Origin of the sequence: Streptomyces sp. HB132 (assembly GCF_016909575.1) — a bacterium.
In the GTDB taxonomy this organism is placed as follows: domain Bacteria; phylum Actinomycetota; class Actinomycetes; order Streptomycetales; family Streptomycetaceae; genus Streptomyces.
This window is the reverse complement of the sequence record NZ_JAFBGA010000013.1, coordinates 91,317-116,175: the sequence shown is the minus strand read 5'-3', so window position 1 is coordinate 116,175 and position 24,859 is coordinate 91,317. Positions and strand designations below refer to the sequence as shown.

Sequence of the window (24,859 nt, the reverse complement as noted above, 5' to 3'; positions counted from 1 at the left end):
CACCGCCGTCACCGGCCGGCGGTCCTCGCCACGAACTCCGCGAACTCCTCGTGGAAGCCGGGGAAGGTCTTCCGTACGCAGCCGGGGTCGTCGTACGTCGTGCCGGGCGTACGCAGGCCGGCGACGGCGAACGACATCACGATGCGGTGGTCGCCGTGGGTGACGATCTCGGTGGGCCTCGGGGTGCCGGGGTGGATCTCGATCCAGTCGGGACCCGTGTGCACGGTGATGCCCATGTTCCGCAGGTTCTGGGCGCAGGCCTCCAGCCTGTCGCACTCCTTCACCCGGGTGTTCGCGACGTCCTCGATGCGTACCGGCGACGTCGCGAACGGCGCGATGGCCGCGAGGGTCGGCATCGTGTCCGAGATGTCCCGCATGTTGACGGTGAGACCGGAGAGCGGGGCGGTGGACCGCACGGTCGTGGACTCCGCGGTCGTCCGTACGTCCGCGCCCATGCGGCGCAGCACCTCGGTGAAGCGGAGGTCCCCCTGGAGCGCGCCGGTGCCGAGGCCGGGGACGGTGACCTCGCGGCCGGTGAGCGCCGCCGCGGCGAAGAAGTAGCTCGCGGTGGAGGCGTCGGGCTCGATCGCGTAGGTGGTGGCGCGGTAGCCACCGGGAGGGACGGTGAAGGTGTTCCCCTCCCGGGCGACCTCGACGCCGAAGCTTCGCATCATCGCGAGGGTGATCTCTATGTACGGCGCCGAGACCAGCTCCGTGACGTCGATCCGGAGGCCTTCCCGCGTGAGCGGACCGAGCATGAGCAGTGCGGTGAGGTACTGGGACGACTCCCCCGCGTCCAGGGTCAGTTCGCCGCCCTTGACGCCGGACGCCTCGACGGTGAGCGGGTGGTGGCCCTCCGCTCCCTCGTGGCGCAGGTCCACCCCGAGGGCGCGCAGGGCCTCGGTGAGGGGTGCGAGAGGGCGGCGGCGCATCTGTGCGGAGGCGTCGAAGCGGTACGTGCCGGAGGCCGCCGCGGCGGCGAGCGTCGGCAGGAAGCGCGCGGTGGTGGCACCGTCGCGGCAGTGGACCTCGGCCTCGGCGGCCGCGGGCCCCGAGGGGCTTCCCTCGATGTGCCAGCGGTCCGGCTCCCGGCTGACCGCGTAGCCGAGGCGGGTCAGTCCCTCGGTGAACCCCTCGGTGTCGTCCGAGTGCAGGGGGTGCAGGAGGGTGGTGGTGCCGTCCGCCGCGGCGGCCAGGAACAGGGCGCGGGCGGTGACGGACTTGGAGCCGGGGATGTCGATGACGGTCACGGGCGTCCATTTTGCCCTGCGGAGGGCGTGCCCGCAGGGCGCGTCCAGGCAGTGGACGCGCCCCGCGGGGATGTGCCGGGTTCAGCGGACGGGGTGGTGGACGTTCTCCCCGATGGCCGGGCCGGGAGTGGCGTCGGCGATCCAGGGGCCGTCGCCGCTGGGGTCGATGACCCCCTCCTCCAGCCAGGTGTAGGTCCCGGAGAGGACACCGTCGACGACGCGCCGGTCGATGTCGTCGGTGTTGGACCAGAGCCGGTTGAAGAGCTCCTCCACCCGGATCCGGGCCTGCCGGCAGAACACGTCGGCGAGCTGGTACGCCTCGCGGCCGTGGTCGTCGTCGGCCCGCAGGTGCTCGGCCCGGACGCAGGCGGCGCTCATCGCGAAGAGTTCGGCGCCGATGTCGACGATCCGGCCGAGGAAACCCTGCTTGGTCTCCATACGACCCTGCCAGCGGGACATCGCGTAGAAGGTGGAGCGGGCGAGCTTGCGGGACGAGCGCTCGACGTACCGCAGGTGCGCGGAGAGGTCGGGGTGCCCGGGGACGCGGAACTCGCCGTAGGCGTTGGGCAGCTGACCGGGTCCGCTGACCAGCTTGGGGAGCCAGCGTGCGTAGAACCCGGCCGCGTTGGCGCCGGCCTTCGCCTTGTCGGAGAGCGGCTTGTCGGGGTCGATGATGTCGCCGGCGACCTTGAGGTGGGCGTCGACGGCCTCGCGGGCGATCAGCAGGTGCATGATCTCCGTGGAGCCCTCGAAGATCCGGTTGATCCGCATGTCGCGGAGCATCTGCTCGGCGGGGACGGCGCGTTCGCCGCGGGCCGCCAGCGAGGCGGCGGTCTCGAAGCCGCGTCCGCCGCGGATCTGGACGAGTTCGTCGGAGATCAGCCAGCCCATCTCGGAGCCGTACAGCTTGGCCAGCGCGGCCTCGATGCGGATGTCGTTGCGGCTCTCGTCGGCCATCTGCGAGGAGAGGTCCACGACCGCTTCGAGGGCGAAGGTGGTGGCGGCGATGAAGGAGATCTTGGCGCCGACCGCCTCGTGCCGGGCGACCGCCCTGCCCCACTGCTCACGGACCGCCGACCATTCGCGGGCGATCTTGAGGGACCACTTGCCGACGCCGACGCACATGGCGGGCAGTGAGAGGCGGCCGGTGTTGAGCGTGGTGAGGGCGATCTTGAGGCCGGCGCCCTCGGGGCCGATCCGGTTGGCCGCGGGGACGCGGACCTGGTGGAAGCGGGTCACGCCGTTCTCGATGCCGCGCAGCCCCATGAAGGCGTTGCGGTGCTCCACGGTGATGCCCGGGGAGTCGGCCTCGACGACGAAGGCGGTGATGCCGCCCTTGTGGCCCTCGGACTGCGGCACGCGCGCCATGACCACGAGCAGGTCGGCGACGACTCCGTTGGTCGTCCAGAGCTTCACTCCGTCCAGGACGTAGTGGTCGCCGTCGGGCACGGCCGTGGTGGCGAGCCGTGCCGGGTCGGAGCCGACGTCGGGTTCGGTGAGGAGGAAGGCGGAGATGTCCGTGCGCGCGAGACGGGGCAGGAAGGCGTCCTTCTGCTCCTGCGTGCCGAACATCTTCAGCGGCTGCGGTACGCCGATGGACTGGTGTGCGGAGAGCAGTGCGCCGATCGAGGGGTTCGCCGAACCGGCCAGCGCGAGGGCCTTGTTGTAGTAGACCTGGGTCAGTCCCAGGCCGCCGTACTTGGTCTCGATCTTCATGCCGAGCGCGCCGAGTTCCTTGAGGCCGTTGATCACCTCGTCGGGGATCCTGGCCTCGCGCTCGATGAGGGCGCCGTCGACGTGGGCCTCGCAGAAGTCGCGCAGCCGGGCGAGGAAGGCCTCGCCGCGCCGTACGTCGTCCGGGGCGGGCTGGGGATGGGGGTGGATCAGGTCCAGCCGGAAGCGTCCGAGGAAGAGTTCCTTGGCGAAACTCGGCTTGCGCCAGTCCTGTTCACGGGCGGCCTCGGCCACCTGCCGCGCTTCGCGCTCGGTGACTTTGGGGGCCTGGGGGATGTCGGATGGGGCGGACATGAGGAGCTCACCTCGCCGCGAGTCGGGATATGGGTGGGCCGTACGCGTGCCGATCGGTGTCACTTGTCCGTATCTACCCGATCTGCGCTGCTCCCACCACCCTGCGCGGGGCTCCCGGTGGCGTCCGGGACCGGCCGGAGCCCCCGCACAGCGGGCTCCGGCCGGTCCCTGTGGGGTGGCGCGCCTACAGGGCCAGGCCGGTGAGGACCAGCACCCGCTCGTAGGTGTAGTCGTCCATGGCGTAACGCACGCCCTCGCGGCCCACTCCGGACTGCTTGGCACCGCCGTACGGCATCTGGTCGGCTCGGTAGGAAGGCACGTCGCCGATGACCACGCCGCCCACCTCCAGGGCGCGGTGGGCCCGGAACGCGGTCTGCAGGTCGTGGGTGAAGACGCCCGCCTGGAGGCCGTACTCGGAGTCGTTGACGGCGGCGAAGGCCTCGGCCTCGCCGTGCGTCCTGCGGACGTACAGGACCGGGCCGAAGACCTCTTCGCGGGCGATCGTCGTGGTCTCGGGGAGGTCGGCGAGGACCGTCGGGGCGTAGGTGGCGCCGTCGCGCTCGCCGCCGGTCAGCAGGGTGGCGCCGGCCGTGACGGCCTCGTCGACCCAGGACTCGACGCGGCGGGCGGCGTCCTCGCTGACGAGCGGGCCGACGTCGGTGGCCGCGTCGGAGGGGTCACCGGTCACCAGGGCCTCGACGGCCGCGACGATCTTCGGGACGAGCCGGTCGTAGACGGTGGCGTCGGCGATGACACGCTGCACCGAGATGCAGGACTGGCCGCCCTGGTAGTTGGAGAAGGTCGCGATACGGGTGGCGGCCCAGTCCAGGTCCTCTTCGCTGGAGTAGTCGCCGAGCACGACCGCCGCTCCGTTGCCGCCGAGTTCCAGGGTGCAGTGCTTGCGCGGCACCGACTCCATGATCGAGTAGCCGACCGGGCCGGAGCCGGTGAAGGAGATCACCGGCAGCCGCTCGTCCCGGACCAGGGCGGGCATCTTGTCGTTCGGCACGGTCAGCACGGACCAGGATCCGGCCGGCAGGTCCGTCTCGGCCAGCAGCTCGCCCAGGATCAGCGACGAGATCGGCGTGGCCGGCGCGGGCTTCAGGATGATCGGCGCACCCACGGCGATGGCCGGGGCGACCTTGTGGGCGCTCAGGTTGAGCGGGAAGTTGAAGGGCGCGATGCCGAGGACGGGGCCGCGCGGGAAGCGCCGGGTGAGCCCGAGGCGGCCGGTGCCGCCGGCGTCCGTGTCCAGCCGCTGGGCGTCGCCGCCGTTGAAACGGCGGGCCTCCTCGGCGGCGAACCGGAAGACGGAGACGGCGCGGCCGACCTCGCCGCGGGCCCACTTGATCGGCTTGCCGTTCTCGGCGGAGATCAGCTGGGCGATCTCCTCGGTGCGCTCGGTGAGGCGGCGTACGACGTGGTCGAGCGCGGCGGCCCGCACGTGCGCCGGGGTCGCGGCGAACTCCTCGCGCACGGCGTACGCGGCGGCGACGGCCTCCTCCACCTGGGCGTCGGTGGGCACGGAGACCGTGCCGACGAGACGTCCGTCCCAGGAGTTGGTGACGTCGAAGCTGTCCTCGCCGGTGGCCTGGCGGCCGGCCAGCCAGAAGGCGTGGGTGGAAGTCATGGCGGTTCCGGCCCTTCGGGGGTGGTGTACGACGATCGCCGGGCGCCGTGAGGGCACCCTTCGGCCCCACCGTAGGGCGGCCCGGCGCGGATCAGGCTTGTCCGCCGTGGAGTGGAGGGGGCGAGGGGTGCGCCGGTTTGTCGTAGCCGGACCGGCGGCTGTGCTCCAGGGCCCCGGCTACTGCGCCCCCGAGGAGGCGGCCGTCGTCTTCAGGGCCAGCCACAGCTCCATCCGGACGTCCGGATCGTCCAGTGAGCGGCCCAGGATCTCCTCCACCCGGCGCATCCGGTAGCGCAGGGTGTGGCGGTGGACGCCCAGGTCGGCGGCGGCAGCGTCCCACTGGCCGTGCCGGGAGAGCCAGGCGCGCAGGGAGGCGACCAGATCGCCGCGGCCCTTCGCGTCGTGTTCGTGGAGCGGTCTCAGCATCCCGTCGGCGAAGGCACGTACGGCGTCGTCGGCGAGGAGCGGCAGGACGGACCCGGCCGCCAGCTCCTCGTGCTCGACGAGGGCCCTGCCCCGGCGGCGGGCGACCGAGAGGGCCTGTTCGGCCTGTTTGTAAGCGGCGGACACGGCGATCGGGCCGGAGGGCGCGGAGACGCCGATGACCACGTCGGCGTCGTCCGCGCCCTGCTCGCGCACCGGCTTGTCGTCCGCGGCCCGGGCGTGGGCCGCGCAGGCCTCGACGGCCGCGCCGCCGTCGACGGCCAGCACCACGAGGCGTTCGCCCTCGGGCACCGCCAGCAGGGTCTCACCGGACCGCGAGGCCGCGGCCTCCATCGCCTCGGCCAGCGACTCCGTCCCGGCGGGGGCCGGCGCCTCGGCGATCAGGAGCCGGAAGGGGGCGTCGAGCAGCCCGCCGTACAGGTCGCCGGCGACGGCCCGGGCATGGCCGGACTCGCCCGCCAGGAGCATGCGCAGAACCGCGGCGCCGAGGCGCTGCTCCGCGCCCTGGAGGGCGCGGGAGCGGGCCGTGGTCAAGGTCAGCAGGGCGACCGCGGAGTGCACCGCGTAGCGCTCCGCGGTGCCGAGAGCCGCCCCGGTGCCGACGGCCAGTGCACCACGGTTGCGGCGTCCGGCGCCCAGGGACTGGAGCTCGACCCGGTCGTCGCTGTCGGTGTCGCCGACGACCGCGCTGGCCGGGGCGGGACGGTCGCGCAGCCGGTCCACCTCAGGGGTGAGCCGGGCGGCGCGACGGGCGGCCCAGTCGGGCGCGGCGGCGACGACGGCACCCGAGGAGTCGTACAGCGCGGCCCAGCCGTCGACGTGCGCGGCGAGGCGGGTGAGCAGTTCTCCGGGACCGTCTCCGGCGACGGCGGCGCGGGTGAGCTCCCGCTGGGCCTCGAAACCGGCCGTGACCGACCGGTACGTGTCCGCGGCGATCGCCGCGGACACCGCCTTGCTGATGGCGAGGAAGGGTGTGCGCCGGGGCACCTCCAGGAGCGGGAGCCCCGCTTCCTCTGCGGCGTCCACGAGCGCCGAGGGGATCTCCTCGTAGGTGACGCCCACGGCGAAGCCGAGCCCCGCGACACCGGCTCCGACCAGTCGCCGCACGTACCGGCGCATCGTCGCCGGGTCTCGGGCGTCGAGGTTGGTCGCGGTGACGAGGAGCAGCTCACCGCCGTCCATGTACGGGACCGGGTCGGCGAGCTCGCTGGCGTGAGCCCAGCGCACGGGCGTGCCGAGCCGGTCGGCGCCCGCCCGGACGGTGAGCTTGAGCGCCGAGTGCTGGACGAGCGAGGCGAGAGTGGGAGGCATGGGACGCCGGACCTCTGGGAGTCGTGGGCGCCGCCCGTGCGGACGGCTCGATTGGGCCGCCCGGCGTGGGCGGCTCGATTGCGCCGCCCCGTACAGACGACCGACTTCGACTATGCCAGGGTGGCAGGTTCTCCGTAACCGCGCGCTCAGCCGCCCAGCTCGACCAGCAGCGGGGGCGCGTGTTCGCCGTCCACCGTCGTCAGCGAGAGGACCGCATGGCCGGCGGGCAGCTGGTAGGCCAGCTCCGACGCGGACCAGCGTTCCCGCTCGACCCGTCGTACGGTCACCGCGTCCCTCGTCACCGCCTTGCCGGTGACGAGCTTGCGCAGGCCGTGCAGGGCACGGGTGAACGGCTGGTCCGCGAAGACCGCGTGCTGGGCGACCTCGCGGGTCTCCACCCACTCCTTGCCCCAGACCTCGGCGAAGCGCTTGCCGTCCCAGGTGGTGACCCCGCTGAAGGCCATGCAGCAGCCGAACGCGCCGAGCAGCGCGGTGTGCAGCCCCTCGGGTACGTCGTCGACGGTGCGCAGGGTGAGGAGCGCGCCTGCGTTGACGGACCGCAACCGCCGGACGCCCCGGACGGTCTCAGGGGTGACGGTGTGCGTCGCGTCGTCCAGGACCAGGCAGACGAAGAGCGACCGGTCGGCGCGGGCGGCGGCGATCGCCGTGAACTGGGCGAGGACGAGCCGGGTGAGCAGCCGCGACGCCTCGGCGTGTGCCCGCTCGGGAAGGTCGATCCTGACCCGGAGCGGAAGGTGTTCGAGGGAACGCAGCGAGAAGGGGCGGGCGTCCTCCCCGGTGGCGAAGAACGGCGCGAAGGCGGGCCGGTCGAGCAGCGCGATCCGGTCGGCCAGCACCGGGCCGGGGTCTCCGGCTCCGCCCTTCTGCCGGGTGCGGGCCTCCAGCTCGCGCAGCATGGTTTGGTGGCCCCCCGCCCCGAGTGCCTCCCTCAGCGCACCGGTCGCGGCGAGGTCGCCGTCCAGGAGCTCCCGGAGAGCGGGCACCCCGGGGAAGTGGCCGTGGACGGCACGGTAGGGCCCGAGCAGCTGGGCGAGCACGGTGGCGGCGCGCCTGCTGTCCAGGTGGGTCACATCGCCGACCAGGCCCTCCGCGAGCACCCCGGCGGCCTCGTCCGGGTCGGTCGTGCCGCCGTACAGGTCGAAGTCGTGCACGGAGGCCGGGTCGCCGATCCGCACCACGACGTCGAAGGCGTCGTCCGGACCGAGTTCGCCCCCGGCGCCGCCGACGGCCAGCACCGCGGCACGGCCCGCGAGGGCCTGCAGGGCGAGCGACTCGACGACGGGCCGCACCAGCCGTGCGGTCTTGCCCGCCCCGGGCGGGCCGACCGCGAGCAGCGAGGTGCCCAGCAGCGCGGGTTCCAGGGCGATGCCCGAGCCGCGGCGGGCGTACGGGTTGTGCGGGTCGTCGGCGCAGCCGCCCAGACGGACCTGGCCGGTGAGCAGATCGTGCCGGGCGGTGCGCCGCGGCAGGTCCCGGGCGCCCGAGGGATGGAGCGCGGCGGCGCCGCCGGCTCGCAGGACGGCCTCGGTGAGCGCGGCGAGCCGCTCGGGGTGACCGGTGCCCACGGTCCAGGCGTGGCGGAGCCGCGCCACGTCGACGTCGTTCATCCGGCCGGTGCGCACCTCGGCGGTGAGGGCCTCGGCCGCGTCGGTCAGACCGGCCGCGCGGAGCTCCGGCCACTGCTCGGGGGTGGGGGCGTCGGGCGGCCCGGCGGGGGCCTCCGGCTCCGCGGCGCCCTTACCGAGCCGCGTGGCGAGCAGCGCGCGCCAGTGGCCGAGGCGTGCGAACGGCCAGAGCACCGCGACTGCGATCAAGGTGTAGAGCACGTTGACGACGGTCTGGCTCTGGTAGATCTCGCCGCCCGCGACGGAGGCGACGAGGATCAGCACCGGCCGGACGAGCGGCACGGCGTCCTTCCACACGAGGAGCTCCGCCAGGGCCCCTCCGGCGGCGGTGACGAGTCCGAGGAAGGGCTGCCCCCGGCCCGCGACGTGGCGCCGGAAGATCTCGGACCAGTTGCCCATCCGCCCGCAGCCGTAGACGAGGAGCCCGAAGAGGACGGCCTCGTAGACGGTGAGGGCGTCGGCGCCCTCGATCGTCCGGGGGCCGCCGAACGTGCCCGCGTACCACCAGTCACCGGGGGTGAAGAGCTTCAGCGGGACGAGCCGGTAGGGGATGTACCCGTTGCGCCAGAGGGACCACAGGAGCAGCCCGCTGAGTACGGAGATGAGCACGCCGACCAGCAGCGAGCGGTCGGAGACCCCGTCGGGCTTCTCGGGCGGGCGCGGGGTGTGCCCGTAGCGCCACACGCCCGGTTCCCGCACGGGGCGCGGGGTGCGCAGCCATGCCTCGACACCGGCGTCGCCCGACGGCGGGCGACGGGGGGCCGGGGCATACGCGGGAGGCGGAGGCGCCGCGGGCGGTGGCCCGGCGGGCCGGGGCACCCGGTCCGCTCCCCTGCCCCGTGCGTCGTACGTGCCTTCGGTGTCCATGAACCGCTGCCCCCTGACCAGCCGCGTCCCGCCTTCTGCACCGGCCAATCTAGTGCCCGGGCACCGGGAGTTCAGCCATGCGGCCGTATGACCCGGCGGGGGCGTCGCCGGGCGGCCCCGCCGGAGACCTGTCCGCCGCGGACAAGGACACGCACCCCACCACTCCCGATCGGAGCATGACCGCTGCCTTCACCCGCCCCTAGCCTGCAGAAAGAGAAGCGTCCGAAACACCCCCAGGAGCCCCGCATGTCCGACATCCCGCAGGAGCGCCGCGTCGTCACCGCCATTCCCGGCCCGAAGTCGGTGGAGCTGCAGGCCCGCCGCGTCGCGGCCGTCGCCGCGGGCGTGGGTTCCACGCTGCCGGTCTTCACCGCTCGGGCGGGCGGCGGAATCATCGAGGACGTGGACGGCAACCGGCTGATCGACTTCGGTTCCGGTATCGCCGTGACCTCGGTCGGCGCCTCCGCCGAGGCGGTCGTGCGCCGCGCGTCGGCCCAGCTCGCCGACTTCACCCACACCTGTTTCATGGTCACGCCGTACGAGGGGTACGTAGAGGTCTGTGAGCAGCTCGCCGAGCTGACGCCGGGCGACCACGCGAAGAAGTCCGCGCTGTTCAACTCGGGCGCCGAGGCCGTCGAGAACGCCGTGAAGATCGCCCGCGCGTGGACCAAGCGCACCGCGGTCGTCGTCTTCGACCACGGCTACCACGGCCGGACCAACCTCACGATGGCCCTGACCGCGAAGAACATGCCGTACAAGCAGGGCTTCGGTCCGTTCGCGCCCGAGGTCTACCGCGTGCCGGTGGCCTACGGCTACCGCTGGCCGACCGGCGCCGAGAACGCCGGCGCCGAGGCGTCCGCACAGGCCATCGACGAGATCACCAAGCAGATCGGCGCGGACAACGTCGCGGCGATCATCATCGAGCCGGTCCTCGGCGAGGGTGGTTTCATCGAGCCCGCCAAGGGCTTCCTGCCAGCGATCGCGGAGTTCGCGAAGGACAACGGCATCGTCTTCGTCGCGGACGAGATCCAGTCCGGCTTCTGCCGGACGGGTCAGTGGTTCGCCTGCGAGGACGAGGGCATCGTGCCCGACCTCATCACCACCGCCAAGGGCATCGCCGGCGGCCTCCCGCTGTCCGCGGTGACCGGCCGCGCCGAGATCATGGACGCCGCGCACGCCGGCGGCCTCGGCGGAACGTACGGCGGCAACCCGGTGGCCTGCGCGGGTGCGCTCGGCGCCATCGAGACGATGCGCGAGATGGACCTGAACGGCAAGGCCAGGCGCATCGAGGAGGTCATGAAGGGCCGTCTCGCCGAGATGCGGTCGAAGCTCCCGGACGGCGACATCATCGGGGACATCCGCGGCCGCGGCGCGATGATCGCGATCGAGCTGGTGAAGACGGGCACGAAGGAGCCCGACGCGGCCGCCGCGGGGTCACTGGCCAAGGCCTGCCACGCCGAGGGTCTGCTGGTGCTGACCTGCGGCACGTACGGCAACGTCCTGCGCTTCCTGCCGCCGCTCGTCATCGGCGAGGACCTGCTGAACGAGGGCCTGGACATCCTCGAGCAGGCGTTCGCGCGTCTCTGACATGTGCGAACCACCCGGGCGCCGGGCGGGGGTACACGACGCCTCGGAACGGCGCACGGGTGAGGGCGTGTGAAGAAGGTGTGCGGGGGCGATGGCGGGATACCGTTGCCGCTTCCGGTGCCTCCTCCCTCTGACGTACGGTTTTCCCAGATGAGAGAAACACCCCGCCCGCAGGGGACTGCGGGTGATGCCGGACCGGAGCTCCCCCAGCGCCGTTCCGGCCGTGCCATCGCGCACACCGCTGGAGCTTCGGGCTCCGGGACTCCTCACCGATCGGATGGCCGCCCGCCCCACACCCCCCGGGGCGCGCGGCAAACCGGTCCGACCGGCCACCTCGGAACAATCCCCCCTGTTCCCCGGTGGCCGGTTCTTCTCGTTTCGACGGCCTCCGCGCTGCTCGCGCTCTTCCTCGTGATCACCTGGCAGGTGCTGGCCGACGGCCCGCTGCTGGATCCCGACGAACGGCTCGGCCTGGAGCTGGCGGGGCGCGGCCCGGCCCCGCTCACGGACCTCCTCGCCGATCTCGGCAACATGCAGGTCGCCGTTCCCGTGCTGGCGTGCGCGGTCCTCGTCGCCTGGCTACGGCACGACCGGCGCGCGGCCGTGTACGCCGTCCTGGCCATGGCCGCCGTCCCGGCGCTCGTCGTACCGCTCAAGCTGTGGACCGACCGACAGGGGCCGCTGACGGAGGCGACGGGCTACTTCCCCTCGGGGCACACGACCACGGCGATGGTGGCGTACGGCGCCGCGGCCCTGCTGCTCGCCCCGCACCTGAGGCGGACATGGGTGACGCTCGTCGCCGCCGTCCTGCTGACGGCGGCGACGAGCGTCGGTCTGGTGCTGCGCGGTTACCACTGGCCGCTGGACGTGGTGGCCGGATGGTGCCTCAGCGGGGTGCTGCTGGTCGCGCTGCGGGCGGGCACGCGAAGCGGTCAGCCCCCGAAGTAGGCGTCGAAGTTCTTCGAGAACTCCCAGTTGTTGAAGCGGTCCCAGTTGATCGACCAGGTCATCAGCCCGCGCAGCCCGGACCAGGTGCCGTGGGTCCGGTAGGTGCCGCAGTCGGTCTTCTTCGTCAGGCAGTCGAGTGCTTTGGTGACCTCTGCCGGCGAGGTGTGGCCGTTGCCGGCCTGGGTGGACGCCGGGAGGCCGAAGGCCACCTGCTCGGGGCGCAGCGCGGGGAAGACCTTGGCCTGGTCGCCCGCGACGGGGAAGCCGGTGAGCAGCATGTCCGTCATGGCGATGTGGAAGTCGGCGCCACCCATGGAGTGGTACTGGTTGTCCAGACCCATGATCGAGCCCGAGTTGTAGTCCTGGACGTGCAGCAGGGCGAGGTCGTCGCGCAGCGCGTGGATGACGGGCAGATAGGCGCCCGCACGCGGGTCCTGGCCGCCCCAGGGGCCGGAGCCGTAGTACTGGTGGCCGAGCTGCACGAAGAAGGTCTCGGGGGCCATGGTGAGGACGAACCCGGCCCCGTACTTCGCCTTGAGGGACTTCACCGCCGAGATCAGGTTGACGATGACGGGGGTCGTCGGGCTGCGGAAGTCGGTGTCGCCTGTCGCGAGTGACAGCGAGTGGCCCTCGAAGTCGATGTCCAGGCCGTCGAGGCCGTACGTGTCGATGATCTTGCTGACGGAGCTGACGAAGGCGTCGCGGGCAGCGGTCGAGGCGAGCTGCACCTGACCGTTCTGGCCGCCGATCGAGATCAGCACCTTCTTCCCGGCTGCCTGCTTGGCCTTGATGGCGGCCTTGAACTCGGCTTCGCTCTCCACGTCCGGGCATTCGGCGGCCGGGCAGAGCGAGAAGCGGATGTCACCCGAGGTGACGGAAGTCGGCTCGCCGAAGGCGAGGTTGATGACGTCCCACGAGTCCGGTACGTCGGCCATGCGCGTGTAGCCGGAGCCGTTGGCGAAGCTGGAGTGGAGGTAGCCGACGAGGGCGTGGGCCGGCAGCCCGCCGTCACCGCCTCCCCCACCGCCCGTGCCCGTGGTGACGTTCAGGGCCGCCGACTTCGCCGACTCACCGGCGGCGTTGACGGCGGAGACCTGGAAGCTGTACGCGGACGAGGCTGCCAGCCCCGTCACGGTCGCCGAGGTGCCGGTGGTGTCGAGGACCTTCGCACCGCCGCGGTGGACGCGGTAGCCGGTGGCTCCGGGGGACGCGGTCCAGGACAGCGGGACGGCCGAGGCGGTGGCGGTCCCCGCGCGCAGCCCGGTGGGGGCGGCGGGCACGGCGACGGGGTCGCCGCCGGGTCCGGTCAGGGTGAGGTCGTCGGCGTGATAGGCGGGGGTGCCGTACCAGCCGTGGGTGTAGACCGTCACCGACGTGGTCGTGGGGCCGGTCCTGAAGGTGGTGGTCAGCTGCTTGTAGGCACCGGCGGACTGGGTCCAGGTGGAGACGTCGGTGGTGCCGGTGCCGGATGCCCCGAGGTAGACGTAGCTGCCCTGCACCCATGCGCCGAGCGTGTAGGAGGAGTCGGGCCTCACCGTCACCGTCTGGGAGCACCGGGCGTTGTCGCTGCCCGCCGGTGTGGCCTTCAGGGCCGAAGTCCCGCTGTGCACGGGCGTACTGACGGCCGCGCCGCTGCCCCCGGTGCAGCTCCAGCCGTCCAGCCCCGCCTCGAAGCCGCCGTTGCGCGCCAGGTCGGCGTCGGCCGCTCCGGCGGCCGGTGCCGTGGCGGCCAGGGCACCGGCGGCGAGCACGACGGCCGAGAAGGCTGACAGGAGCCCGGAGAGGCGGACGGGTGGTCGGGATCCGGTGCGTTCCACAACAGCCTCCGAGCAAGGGCGAATCGAGTGGTGCGCACAACATGGTCCAGACCAATAAGGTTGTCAATACTCTGGCGGCGCCTCACCTCCCGTCCCGCGCGCCGCGGACGGCCGCGGCCTCGTGCAGGGCGAGCTCCAGGAGGCTCGCGTCGGTGAGGGTTCCCGAGCCGTCGGGCGGGATCAGCCAACGCACTCCGCCCACGGTGCCGCCCGGCCGGGGGACCACGATCCACGCCCCCGCCCCGACACCCCGGATCCCCGTCCCGATCCAGCGGGCCGCCGTGCCCGGGGGCACGAAGAAGCCCATCCGGGAGTCACCGAAGTCCGCAAGGACGGGCCCCGGCCTGTCGAGGAGCCTGGTGAGCACATCGAGCGTCGGATAGCCCAGCTCGCCGGGGACGATCAGCACGTCCCAGCGCTTCCCGGCGGGCAGGAGCGCCATCCCCTGCGGGTTGCGCTCCCACTCCCTCAGGCACGCGCCCGGATGCGGTGCCACCGATGCGAGCCAAGCGACCGCGGTTTCGGCCCCCGTGCCGGTCATGGACTGCCTCCCTCTCTCCGTGGACACCGGTAGGGTCCTGCCGGTGCGTTCACGGGAGAGAGAGGGCCGGCGCGGGATCATGACGCGGGTTCCGCCGCCGATCGGCAGTGATCTGGATCACCCCCGGCCGGCTGCCGGTCGACGCCGCGGCCGGCCCACCGGAGGTCAGCTGTCGAAGCCCAGCCCCAGCCGGTCCATGGTCCGCAGCCACAGATCACGGCGTCCGCCGTTGCCGTCCGCCCGGGCGAGGGACCTCTTGGTGAGTTCGATCCCGGCCCAGGCGAACGGCTCGGGCGGGAAGGGAACCGGCCTGGAGCGGACCATCCGCAGGGCGGTCCGCCCGGTCTCCCGGCCCGACAGCAGGTCGAGCATCACCTCTGCGCCGAAGCGCGTGGCCCCGACGCCCAGCCCGGTGTACCCGGCGGCATAGGCGACCCGCCCGCGATGGGCCGTGCCGAAGAACGCGGAGAAGCGGGTGCACGTGTCGATCGCACCTCCCCAGGCATGGCTGAAGCGCACACCGGCCAACTGGGGGAAGCACTCGAAGAACTGGCCGGCGAGCTTCAGGAAGGTCTCCGGTCGCTGGTCCAGCGAGGGATCCAGCCGGCCGCCGAACGGGTAGACCGCGTCGTACCCGCCCCACAGGATCCGGTTGTCCGCGGAGAGCCGGAAGTAGTGGAACTGATTCGCGCTGTCACCCAGGCCCTGACGGTTGCGCCATCCGACCGAGGCCAGCTGTTCCGCGTCGAGGGGCTCCGTCATCAGCGCGTAGTCGTACACCGGGACCGTGTAGGGGCGCACCCGTCGCACCAGGGACGGAAAGATGTTCGTGCCGAGGGCGACGTCGCGGGCGAACACTCTGCCGTACGGGGTGCGCACGGCCATGCCGGCGCCCGACGGGGCGAGCTCGACGCCGCGGGTGTGCTCGTGAATCCGCACACCGAGGCCGAGGCACGCCTCCTTCAGCCCCCAGGCGAGCTTCGCCGGATGCAGCATGGCGACGCCGCGACGATCCAGCAGACCGCCGAGGAACGTCGGCGAGTCGACTTCCCCGCGCACCTGGTCCCGGTCGAGGAACTCCGTTCCCCCGAAGCCGAGTTCCTCGGTCGTACGATGCCGCTCACGCAGCTCGTCGAGCTGGTGGGGCTGCGTCGCGACGTCGATCTCCCCGGTGCGCTCGAAGTCGCAGTCGAGGGAGTAGCGGGTGACGGCCCCCTCGATGGCGTCGAGGTTCCGCGCGCCCAGCTCCTCCAGCCTCCCGATCTCGTCCGGCCAGCGCTCCAGACCGTTGGCCAGGCCGTGGGTCAGCGAGGCGGCGCAGAATCCTCCGTTGCGTCCTGATGCCGCCCAGCCCACCTCGTGTCCCTCGATGAGGACGACATCGCGCCCGGGATCCCTCTCCTTCGCGATCAGCGCGGTCCACAGCCCGCTGTAACCGCCGCCGACGACCAGCAGATCGCACCGCTCGTCGCCGGTCAGAGCGGGACGGGCTCCCGGCTTTCCCGGGTCGTCGAGCCAGTAGGACAGGGGACGTGCGTCGGAGAGTGAGTGTGCGGCGGTACGCATGGCGTCCGGGGCCATGGTTTCCAACTCCTTCGGCTTCTACTTGACCGCGTTGCTCTTCCGCCGGTTCGCGATGAACTGTCCGGCGAGAACCACCGCCACGGCGATGACGAACATGGCCGTGCCGATGACGTTGATCTGCACGGGTGTTCCACGCTGCGCCGATCCCCAGACGAACATGGGGAACGTCACCGTGGAGCCCGCGTTGAAGTTGGTGATGATGAAATCGTCGAAGGAGAGCGCGAAGGCGAGCAGTGCTCCAGCGGCGATTCCCGGGGCGGCGATCGGGAGGGTCACCCGCAGGAACGTCTGCACGGGGCCCGCGTAGAGATCGCGGGCCGCCTCCTCCAGCCGCGGGTCCATCGACATCACGCGTGCCTTGACGGCCGTCACCACGAAGCTGAGGCAGAACATGATGTGGGCGATCAGCACGGTCCAGAAGCCGAGTTCGGCCCCCATGTTGAGGAACAGGGTGAGCAGCGAGGCGGCCATGACGACCTCGGGCATCGCCATCGGCAGGAAGATCAGTGAGTTGATCGCGCCGCGGGCCCGGAAGCGGTAGCGGACCAGCGCGAAGGCGATCATCGTGCCCAGCGCGGTCGCGCCGATCGTCGCCCAGAAGGCGATCCGCAGCGAGAGCGAGAGCGAACCGCAGAGGTCGGCGACGCCGCAGGGGTCCTTCCAGGCGTCCAGGGAGAAGCGCTGCCAGGCGTAGTTGAAGCGCCCGTTCGGCTTGTTGAAGGAGAACACCATCACGACGACGTTCGGAAGGATCATGTACGCGAGGGTCAGCAGACCGGCGAGCACGACCAGGTTCCGGCGGATCCATCGGAGTACGGGCATCAGACCAGGTCCTCCGTACCGGAGCGGCGGATGTAGACGGTGACCACGAACAGGACGACCGCCATGAGGATGAACGAGAGGGCCGCCGCCGTGGGGTAGTCCAGGACCCGCAGGAACTGGGTCTGGATGACGCTGCCGACCATCTTGGTGTCGGTGGAGCCGAGGAGTTCCGCGTTGACGTAGTCGCCGCTGGCCGGGATGAACGTCAGCAGGGTGCCGGAGACGACCCCGGGCATGGACAGCGGCAGCGTCACCTTGCGGAAGGTGGTGGCGGGGGTGGCGTACAGGTCGCGCGCGGCCTCGTGCAGACGGCCGTCGATCCGTTCGAGCGAGGTGTAGAGCGGCAGGATCATGAACGGCAGGAAGTTGTACGTCAGACCGCAGACGACCGCCATGGGGGTGGCCAGGACCCGGTTGTCCCCGGTCCAGCCGAGCCAGGCCGTGACGTCCAGGACGTGCAGGGTGTCCATCACCCCGACGACCGCTCCGCCGTCCGCGAGGATCGTCTTCCAGGCGAGCGTCCGGATCAGGAAGCTGGTGAAGAACGGTGCGACGACGAGCACGAGCACGAGGTTGCGCCAGCGGCCCGCCCTGAACGCGATCAGATAGGCGAGCGGATAGCCGAGCAGCAGGCACAGGAGCGTCGCGGTGCCGGCGTACAGGAGGGAGCGGACGAACTGCGGGTGGTAGTCGGCGAAGGCGTCCCAGTAGGTCGAGAAGTGCCAGGAGACCTGGAAGCCCTTCTCCAGGGATCCGGTCTGTACGGAGGTCGACGCCTGGTAGACCATCGGCAGCGCGAAGAAGACGAGCAGCCACAGGATGCCGGGGAGCAGCAGCCAGTACGGGACGAGCCGCCTGCGGGCAGACGGTTTGCGGACCTCGGCGTCCACCGAGGGCGCCGGTGGCGCCTCGGTGGCGCTCACGCCGCTTCCTCCATGCCTTCCGCACCGGCGTCGATGTGCTGGGCCGCGTCGAGACCGAAGGTGTGCTCGGGATTCCAGTGCAGGACGACGTCGGCGCCGGGTACGAGCCGGCTGTCGCGCTCGATGTTCTGCTCGTAGACCTGGAGCGCCGTGCCGGCGGGGCTCTCGACGACGTACTGCGTGGAGACGCCGATGAAGCTGGAGTCGGTGATGCGGCCGGTGACCCGGTTGCGGCCGTCGGGTATCGCGGCCGCGTCGTCGGTGTGGGTCAGGGAGATCTTCTCGGGCCGCACGCCCACGAGTACCTTCCCGCCGCTCCGCGCTGAGGACGGACACCGCCCGCCGGGCAGTCCGAGCTTCCCGCCGCCGGCCGAGACGACGACGTCCGTACCCGTGGAGACGATCTGCCCCTCGATGAGGTTGGAGGTGCCGAGGAAGTTCGCCACGAAGGTGGTGCGGGGGTTCTCGTACAGATCGGCGGGGGCGCCGAGCTGTTCGACGCGGCCGCCGTTCATCACCGCGACGGTGTCGGCCATCGTCATGGCCTCCTCCTGGTCGTGGGTGACGTGGACGAAGGTGATGCCGACCTCCGTCTGGATCCGCTTGAGTTCAAGCTGCATCTGGCGGCGCAGTTTGAGGTCGAGGGCGCCGAGCGGCTCGTCGAGGAGGAGGACCTGGGGGTGGTTGATGAGCGCGCGGGCCACGGCGACGCGCTGCTGCTGTCCGCCGGAGAGCTGGTGCGGCTTGCGTCGGGCGAAGTCGCCGAGCTGGACGAGGTCGAGCATCTCGCCGACCTGCTTGGCGACGGACTTGATGCCGCGGCGGCGCAGCCCGAAGGCGACGTTCTCGCTGACGTCGAGGTGCGGGAAGAGCGCGTAGCTCTGGAAGACGGTGTTGACGGGGCGCTTGTACGGGGGCAGGTCCGTGATGTCCCGGCCGCCGAGGGAGACCGTGCCGGTGGTGGCCTCCTCCAGGCCCGCGATCATGCGAAGGGTGGTGGTCTTGCCGCAGCCGGACGCGCCCAGCAGCGCGAAGAAGGATCCCTGCGGGACGGTGAGGTCGAGGGGGTGCACTGCGGTGAAGGAGCCGTAGGTCTTGCTGATCCCGGTGAGACGGACGTCGCCGCCCTCTGTCTGCTTCTGTGTCATGGGTCGCGGTCCCAGTGGTGTCGAGGGAAGATCGGGAGGGGGACGGGCCGGTCAGGCGCCGATGAGCTTGGCGAACTTCTCCTCGTACGCCGTCTCTTCCTCGGCGCTGAGGGAGCGGAAGGACCGTGACTTCGCGGCCATCGCCTTGTCGGGGAGGATCAGCGTGTTGGACGCCATCGACTCGTCGATCTTCGCGAGCTCACCGGCGACGCCGTCCACCGGGCAGACGTAGTTGATGTAGGCGGCGAGTCGGGCGGCGACCGGGAGCTCGTAGTAGTGGTCCATGAGCTTCTCGGCGTTGGTCTTGTGCCGTGCCCCGGCCGGGACCAGCATGTTGTCGCTCGACGTGATGTAGCCGGCGGACGGGATCGAGAACTTGATGTCCGGGTTGTCGGCCTGGAGCTGGATGATGTCGCCCGCCCAGGCCACGCAGGCCGCGATGTCGCCCTTGCTCAGGTCCGCGGTGTAGTCGTTGCCGGTGAAGCGGCGTATCTGCTTGGTGTCGACGCCCTTCTGCATCCGGCCGACGGCCGCGTCGAAGTCGGCGTCGGTGAACGACCCGGGGTCCTTGCCCATGTCGAGGAGCGTCATGCCGACCGAGTCGCGCATCTCGGAGAGGAACGAGACCTTGCCCTTGAGCCTCGGGTCGTCGAGGAGCTGGGTGACGGAGTCGACCTTCCGGCCGCCGGTCGCCTTCTCGTTGTAGGCGATGACGGTAGGGATACCGGTCCACGGATAGGAGTAGGCGCGCCCCGGGTCCCAGTCGGGTGTGCGGAACTGGGGCGAGAGGTTCGCGAAGGCGTGGGGCAGGTTCGCCGGGTCGAGCTTCTGCGCCCATCCGAGCCGGATGATGCGGGCGGCGAGCCAGTCCGTCACGATGATGAGGTCGCGTCCGGTGTCCTGGCCTGCGGCGAGCTGCGGCTTGATCTTCCCGAAGAACTCGACGTTGTCGTTGATGTCCTCGGTGTACTTGACCTTGATCCCGGTGCGTCTCGTGAACGCGTCGAGGGTCGGACGGCTCTTCTCGTCCTCGCTGACGTCCATGTACTCGGTCCAGTTGGAGAAGTTGATCCGCTTCTCCGTTGCCGAGTGGTCGTCCCGGGCCGCGGCGTCCCCCTCCCGCTTCGCGGGCGGTATCCCGCAGGCGCTCAGCACCCCGAGGCCACCGAGGGCGAGGGCTCCCGTGCCCGACGCCCTGAGAAGCGAACGGCGGGTGAGTGCGCCCCTGCCGCCTCCGAGGCTGCGCCTCATGGCTGCCAGCTGTGGCGCGGAGAGGCGCTCGGGCTCGTACTGCTCCATACGCGTGGGCCCTTCCGGGTGGGTGGGGCCGCCGGGCGGCGGCCGCTGCTAACGGTCCCCGAAGACGGTGCGGTGCCAGTCCTTCCTGGCCACCGCGGTGTTGTCGTACATGACGTGCTTGACCTGCGTGTACTCCTCGAAGGAGTACGACGACATGTCCTTGCCGAAGCCGCTGGCCCTGTATCCGCCGTGCGGCATCTCGCTGATGATCGGGATGTGGTCGTTGATCCACACGCAGCCCGCCCTGAGCTCACGGGTGGCGCGGTTGGCCCGGTACAGACCGGTGCTCCACGCGGAGGCGGCCAGTCCGTACGGGGTGTCGTTGGCGAGCCGGATTCCCTCGTCGTCGGTGTCGAAGGGCAGCACGACGAGGACGGGGCCGAAGATCTCCGAGGTGACGATCTCGCTGTCCTGGGCGGCGCCCGTGATCAGGGTCGGCCGGTAGTAGGCACCCGCCGCGAGGTCCCCGCCCGGGGCGCCGCCACCGGTGACGACGGTGGCGTAGGCGCGTGCGCGGTCGACGAACCCGGCCACCCGGTCGCGCTGCTGATGGCTGATCAGCGGTCCGAGGTCGGTCGAGGGGGCGAAGGGGTCACCCAGGCGCACGGTCTCCATCAGGGCGGCGACCCCGTTCACGAACGCGTCGTGGAGGGGACGCTGGACGTATGCGCGGGTGGCGGCCGTGCAGTCCTGACCGGTGTTGATCAGGGCACCGGCGACCGCTCCCTCGACCGCGGCGTCGAGATCCGCGTCGTCGAACACGAGGAAGGGCGCCTTCCCGCCCAGCTCCAGGTGCAGGCGCTTGACGGTGGCGGTGGCGAGCGCGGCGACGCGCTTGCCGACGGCGGTGGATCCGGTGAAGGAGGTCATCACGACGTCGGGGTGGCTCACGAGGTGCTCGCCCGCGTCCCGTCCGGCACCGGAGACGATGTTGATCACGCCGTCGGGAATGCCCGCCTCCGTGGCCGCCTGCGCGAACATCAGCGACGTCAGCGGCGTGATCTCGGCAGGCTTCAGCACGATGGTGTTGCCCGCGGCGACGGCCGGGAGGATCTTCCAGGCCGCCATCTGGAGCGGGTAGTTCCAGGGCGCGATCGAGCCGATCACCCCGAGGGCCTCACGGCGCACGTAGGAGGTGTGGTCGCCGCTGTACTCGGCGGCCGACTTCCCTTCGAGGTGACGGGCGGCACCGGCGAAGAACGAGGCGTTGTCGACCGTGCCGGGGACGTCGAACTCCGTGGAGAGCTTGACGGGCTTGCCGCACTGCAGGGACTCGGCGTACGCGAAGTCGTCGGCCCGGTCGGCGAGTACGGCGGCGAGGCGGTGCAGCGCCTGCGACCGTTCGGCAGGGGTGAGCCCCGACCAGCCGGGGAACGCCTCGCGGGCGGCCGCCACGGCGGCGTCGACGTCGTCGGTGCCGGCCAGTTCGTAGCGGAGGACGGTGCGGCCCGTGGCGGGGTCGACCACGTCCTGGTGGCGCCCCGAGGTGCCGGGTCTCAGCCGGCCACCGATGTACTGCGCGCCCCCGGCGAAGCGGTCCTGCGGCTGGAAGCCGTTGCCCATGACGTTCTCCTCCGCTGCGCCGTGACCAGGGGCGGCGTAGCTTCTTGTCGAATTGAGTGCCGATCCTGACAGAGCAGACCTCCACCAACAAGTGATTCCGTTGTTTCCTTTTGGTTACGCAACGGAATCTGTCGACGATGTGTCTCGCGCGTGCGGAAAACCATGTACTCACTGTCAGTGGCGGATGCCAGACTCGGCTGCCATGGGACAGCAACACATGGACCTCCTCCTGGAGCGCACGGCGCGCGGGGAGAACGTGAAGTACCTGTCGTTCTGGGGGCACCGGCCCCGCGCGGACGGCAGACTTGGGGAGAGCTGCCTCAGCCAGTGGTGGCCGGCACCGTTCACGGTCGGTCCGGTGGCCTACGCGACTGCGGAGCACTGGATGATGGCCGGCAAGGCGCGGCTCTTCGGGGACGCTGACGCCGAGGCCTCGGCCCTGGCGGCGGGCAGTCCCGCGGCGGCGAAGAAGGCGGGCCGGCTGGTGAGGGGCTTCGACGAAGACGTATGGGCACGGGAGCGGTTCGCCCTGGTCGTCGCGGGCAGCGTGCACAAGTTCGGTCAGGACCCGGCGCTACGGGCGTACCTGCTGGGCACCGGGGAGCGCGTGCTCGTCGAGGCCAGTCCCCTGGACCGGATATGGGGCATCGGACTGTCCAAGGACGATCCGCGGACCGCGGATCCGGCTTCCTGGCGCGGGCTGAATCTGCTGGGCTTCGCGCTCATGGAGGCGCGTGCGCGGCTTCGCGCGGGGTGACGACGCGCGCGGCCGCGGCCGCGGCCGGGAGACGCTTCCCCCGGCCCGGCCGGGCACGGCCGTCCGTCGCCGGTCAGCGGTCGGCGCCGACGACCAGTGACGTGGAGTAGGGATCGTCGTAGTCGTAGCCACTGCCCGATTCGTCGTTGGCGATGGCCCAGATGACGAATCCCAGGAAGACCGCGCTGATGACGATTCCGACCGACCCCAGGATGATCCCGGCGAGCGCCATGCCCCCGTTGGTCGCCTCACCCCGCCTGGCGCGACCTCGGCCGACGATGCCGAAGATCAGGGCGAGGACGCCCAGGATGACGCCGAGTCCGTACATGCAGAAGCCGACCACCGCGATGATGCCGAGGACCATCGCGGCGGTGCCCAGCCCGTTGGTGGGCGCCGGACCCCAGGGCGGCTGGCCGCCGTAGCCGGGGTATCCCGGGTAGCCGTACGCGGCCGAAGGCGCGGCGGGCGCGGACGGGTAGCCGTACGCGGCCGAAGGCGCGGCGGGCGCGGACGGGTAGCCGTGCTGCCCCGGCCCGTTCGGCCCGACCGGCGGCGCCGGCACGGGGGGCTGCTGCGGGCCGAAGGAGCCGACGGGTCCGGGTATGGGTCCGGTGCCGGCGTCGGGGCTCGGCATGGACGTGACCGTGGGCTGGTTGTGCACCGCGGGCGGCACGGCGTCCGTGGGCTGCTTGCCCAGGTCGACCCTGTTGTCCGGCGGAGCCCACGGATCGCGCGGCGCGCCCTCGCCCCCGGGCTGCTGTGTGTTGTCTGACATGGGCCTCCCCCATCGTGGTCCCGCCATGCTACGGCCCGGTCCGCGTCCGCAGGGTCCCGCCTACGATGATCGGTGCAGCCGGTGCACCCGGCCGAATTCAGAGATCCGGGAGTATCCGATGAACGATCTGCACCCCTTCGTCGCGGGGCTGCCCAAGGCCGAGCTCCACGTCCACCACGTCGGGTCGGCCTCTCCCCGCATCGTGGCCGAGTTGGCGGCGCACCACCCCGACTCCAAGGTCCCCACGGACCCGGAGGCGCTGTCCGACTTCTTCACCTTCACCGACTTCGGGCACTTCATCGACGTCTACCTCTCGGTCGTGGACCTGATCCGCACCCCCGAGGACGTCCGTCTGCTGACCTTCGAGGTCGCCCGGGACATGGCCCGCCAGAACATCCGCTACGCGGAACTGACCGTCACCCCGTTCAGCTCGACCCGCCGGGGCATCCCGGAGCAGGGCTTCATGGAGGCCATCGAGGACGCGCGCAAGGCCGCCGAGTCCGAGCTCGGCGTCGTCCTGCGCTGGTGCTTCGACATTCCCGGCGAGGCCGGTCTCGAGGCCGCCGAGGAGACCACCCGTCTCGCCGTCGACCTGCGGCCCGAGGGACTGGTCTCCTTCGGCCTGGGCGGACCCGAGGTCGGCGTGGACCGTCCGCAGTTCAAGCCCTACTTCGACCGCGCCATCGCCGCGGGTCTGCGCTCAGTCCCGCACGCCGGGGAGACCACGGGCCCGCAGACCGTCTGGGACGCGCTCACCGCGCTGCGCGCGGAGCGCATCGGCCACGGCACCAGCTCCACCCAGGACCCGAAGCTGCTGGCCCACCTCGCCGAGCACCGCATCGCCCTGGAGGTCTGCCCGACGTCGAACATCGCCACCCGCGCGGTGGCCGACCTCGACCGGCACCCGATGCGGGAGATGGTGGAGGCGGGGGTCCTCGTCACGGTCAACAGCGACGACCCGCCGATGTTCGGCACCGACCTCAACAACGAGTACGGGGTGGCGGCCCGGCTGCTCGGCCTGGACGAGCGCGGAGTGGCCGACCTGGCGAAGAACGCCGTGGAGGCCTCGTTCCTGGACCCGGCCGGCAAGCGGACGCTGGCCGCCGAGATCGACACGTACACGACGAACTGGCTGGAGGCTCCCGGCCGCTGACCCCGGCCGGTCACAATGGCCCCATGACCACCACCGTCACCGCCGTGGCACACCGCGGAGATCCCTACCGTGCCCGCGAGAACACCCTTCCCTCGATCCTGTCCGCCGTGGAACAGGGCGCGGACGCGGTCGAGATCGATGTCCGCGTCACCCGGGACAAGGTGCCCGTGCTGCTCCACGACTCCACGCTGGAGCGCCTGTGGGGCCACGACGTCCGCCTGGACCGGCTGGATCGACAGGAGCTGCTGGAACGGAGCGGCGGCGGGGTGCCGACCCTGCGTGAGGCGCTGTCCGCCGCCGGCGACCGCCGGGTCATGGTCGACCTGCCCGGCGCGACCGACGCGTCGGTGCGGGAGATCGTCGGTGTGGTGCGGGACAGCGGGGCGCGGGAGCGCGTGTACTACTGCGCGGACACGCACGCGATGCTGAGGGTGCGGGCGGCCGATCCGTCCGCCGAGATCGCGCTGACCTGGACGACACTCGCGCCTCCGCGTGCCGTACTGCTCGAGGCGGTGCGACCGCGGTGGCTGAACTACCGTTTCGGGCTGCTGAGCCGGGAACTGACGGGCCGTATCCAGGCAGACGGGCTGCTGGTCTCGGCCTGGACGGTCGACACCCGGCGCACGATGCGCCGGCTGCTGGCGTATGGCGTCGACTCCATCACCAGCAACCGGATCGACGCCCTCCGGGCCCAGCTGGCCAACTCCCCTTCCCGCGGGGCCGCTTGATCGGACCGGCATCATGGTCGGTCCGTACCGTCCGTGAC

At 71.5% G+C, this 24,859-nt stretch carries 19 protein-coding genes; 5 read left to right on the top strand and 14 right to left on the bottom strand.

The genetic code is table 11. From position 1 onward, the window contains the following. Positions 1-8 precede the first annotated feature (8 nt). The 5 genes from aroA to JOC24_RS25330 all read right to left on the bottom strand — a co-directional run bounded on the left by aroA (position 9) and on the right by JOC24_RS25330 (position 9,176). The gene (gene aroA, locus JOC24_RS25350) at positions 9-1,250 is read right to left on the bottom strand and encodes a 3-phosphoshikimate 1-carboxyvinyltransferase (protein WP_205022701.1); all 1,242 of its coding nucleotides are present in this window, start codon (positions 1,248-1,250) and stop codon (positions 9-11) included. 81 nt (positions 1,251-1,331) lie between these two features. Further along, positions 1,332-3,278, bottom strand: a complete 1,947-nt coding sequence (locus tag JOC24_RS25345) for an acyl-CoA dehydrogenase family protein (RefSeq protein ID WP_205022700.1) — start codon at positions 3,276-3,278, stop codon at positions 1,332-1,334. Between the two features lie 184 nt (positions 3,279-3,462). After that, on the bottom strand, positions 3,463-4,908 hold the full coding sequence (locus tag JOC24_RS25340; protein WP_205022699.1) for an aldehyde dehydrogenase family protein: 1,446 nt from the start codon (positions 4,906-4,908) through the stop codon (positions 3,463-3,465). Between the two features lie 177 nt (positions 4,909-5,085). Continuing rightward, positions 5,086-6,663, bottom strand: a complete 1,578-nt coding sequence (locus JOC24_RS25335; protein WP_205022698.1) for a PucR family transcriptional regulator — start codon at positions 6,661-6,663, stop codon at positions 5,086-5,088. 146 nt (positions 6,664-6,809) lie between these two features. Beyond that, entirely contained in the window at positions 6,810-9,176 is a 2,367-nt protein-coding gene (locus JOC24_RS25330) for an ATP/GTP-binding protein (protein ID WP_205022697.1), read from the bottom strand. A 246-nt stretch (positions 9,177-9,422) separates the two neighbouring features. Here JOC24_RS25330 and gabT point away from each other — a divergent pair, with 246 nt between their 5' ends. Together gabT and JOC24_RS34050 are read left to right on the top strand one after the other, a co-directional pair. Next, positions 9,423-10,763 carry a 4-aminobutyrate--2-oxoglutarate transaminase gene (gabT, locus tag JOC24_RS25325; protein ID WP_205022696.1) on the top strand — a complete coding sequence of 447 codons (1,341 nt, stop codon included), beginning with the start codon at positions 9,423-9,425 and terminating at the stop codon, positions 10,761-10,763. A gap of 411 nt (positions 10,764-11,174) precedes the next feature. After that, positions 11,175-11,711, top strand: coding sequence for a phosphatase PAP2 family protein (locus tag JOC24_RS34050; protein WP_307792756.1), 537 nt, complete (start codon positions 11,175-11,177; stop codon positions 11,709-11,711). On the opposite strand, the gene JOC24_RS25315 is transcribed toward JOC24_RS34050, so the two are convergent. The 8 genes from JOC24_RS25315 to JOC24_RS25280 all read right to left on the bottom strand — a co-directional run bounded on the left by JOC24_RS25315 (position 11,696) and on the right by JOC24_RS25280 (position 21,408). Next, a complete protein-coding gene (locus JOC24_RS25315; RefSeq protein ID WP_205022694.1) occupies positions 11,696-13,528 on the bottom strand; it encodes a chitinase in 1,833 nt (610 codons plus the stop codon). The genes JOC24_RS34050 and JOC24_RS25315 overlap by 16 nt on opposite strands. Before the next feature lie 82 nt (positions 13,529-13,610). After that, positions 13,611-14,069 carry a hypothetical protein gene (locus JOC24_RS25310; RefSeq protein ID WP_205022693.1) on the bottom strand — a complete coding sequence of 153 codons (459 nt, stop codon included), beginning with the start codon at positions 14,067-14,069 and terminating at the stop codon, positions 13,611-13,613. Positions 14,070-14,234: 165 nt separating this feature from the next. Next, complete coding sequence (locus JOC24_RS25305) at positions 14,235-15,650, bottom strand: NAD(P)/FAD-dependent oxidoreductase (protein ID WP_205022692.1); 1,416 nt, start codon at positions 15,648-15,650, stop codon at positions 14,235-14,237. A 21-nt stretch (positions 15,651-15,671) separates the two neighbouring features. Then, positions 15,672-16,475 (bottom strand): ABC transporter permease, encoded by an 804-nt coding sequence (locus tag JOC24_RS25300; RefSeq protein ID WP_205022691.1) that lies wholly within the window; start codon positions 16,473-16,475, stop codon positions 15,672-15,674. Beyond that, a complete protein-coding gene (locus JOC24_RS25295) occupies positions 16,475-17,398 on the bottom strand; it encodes an ABC transporter permease (RefSeq protein WP_205022690.1) in 924 nt (307 codons plus the stop codon). Before JOC24_RS25295 ends, JOC24_RS25300 begins: the two co-directional genes overlap by 1 nt. Further along, positions 17,395-18,546 carry an ABC transporter ATP-binding protein gene (locus tag JOC24_RS25290; RefSeq protein WP_205022689.1) on the bottom strand — a complete coding sequence of 384 codons (1,152 nt, stop codon included), beginning with the start codon at positions 18,544-18,546 and terminating at the stop codon, positions 17,395-17,397. The genes JOC24_RS25295 and JOC24_RS25290 overlap by 4 nt, the downstream gene beginning before the upstream one ends. A gap of 51 nt (positions 18,547-18,597) precedes the next feature. Then, entirely contained in the window at positions 18,598-19,845 is a 1,248-nt protein-coding gene (locus JOC24_RS25285; RefSeq protein WP_205022688.1) for a polyamine ABC transporter substrate-binding protein, read from the bottom strand. Between the two features lie 48 nt (positions 19,846-19,893). Continuing rightward, positions 19,894-21,408: a gamma-aminobutyraldehyde dehydrogenase gene (locus JOC24_RS25280; RefSeq protein WP_205022687.1), complete on the bottom strand. Its 1,515-nt coding sequence runs from the start codon at positions 21,406-21,408 to the stop codon at positions 19,894-19,896. Between the two features lie 217 nt (positions 21,409-21,625). Between JOC24_RS25280 and JOC24_RS25275 the strand changes: the two genes are divergently transcribed. Then, positions 21,626-22,165 (top strand): NADAR family protein, encoded by a 540-nt coding sequence (locus tag JOC24_RS25275; RefSeq protein WP_374104523.1) that lies wholly within the window; start codon positions 21,626-21,628, stop codon positions 22,163-22,165. Positions 22,166-22,238: 73 nt separating this feature from the next. On the opposite strand, the gene JOC24_RS25270 is transcribed toward JOC24_RS25275, so the two are convergent. Further along, a complete protein-coding gene (locus JOC24_RS25270) occupies positions 22,239-22,940 on the bottom strand; it encodes a DUF4190 domain-containing protein (RefSeq protein WP_205022685.1) in 702 nt (233 codons plus the stop codon). Between the two features lie 118 nt (positions 22,941-23,058). Between JOC24_RS25270 and JOC24_RS25265 the strand changes: the two genes are divergently transcribed. Further along, positions 23,059-24,093, top strand: a complete 1,035-nt coding sequence (locus JOC24_RS25265) for an adenosine deaminase (protein ID WP_205022684.1) — start codon at positions 23,059-23,061, stop codon at positions 24,091-24,093. A gap of 23 nt (positions 24,094-24,116) precedes the next feature. Further along, the gene (locus JOC24_RS25260; protein ID WP_205022683.1) at positions 24,117-24,821 is read left to right on the top strand and encodes a glycerophosphodiester phosphodiesterase; all 705 of its coding nucleotides are present in this window, start codon (positions 24,117-24,119) and stop codon (positions 24,819-24,821) included. Positions 24,822-24,859 lie beyond the last annotated feature (38 nt).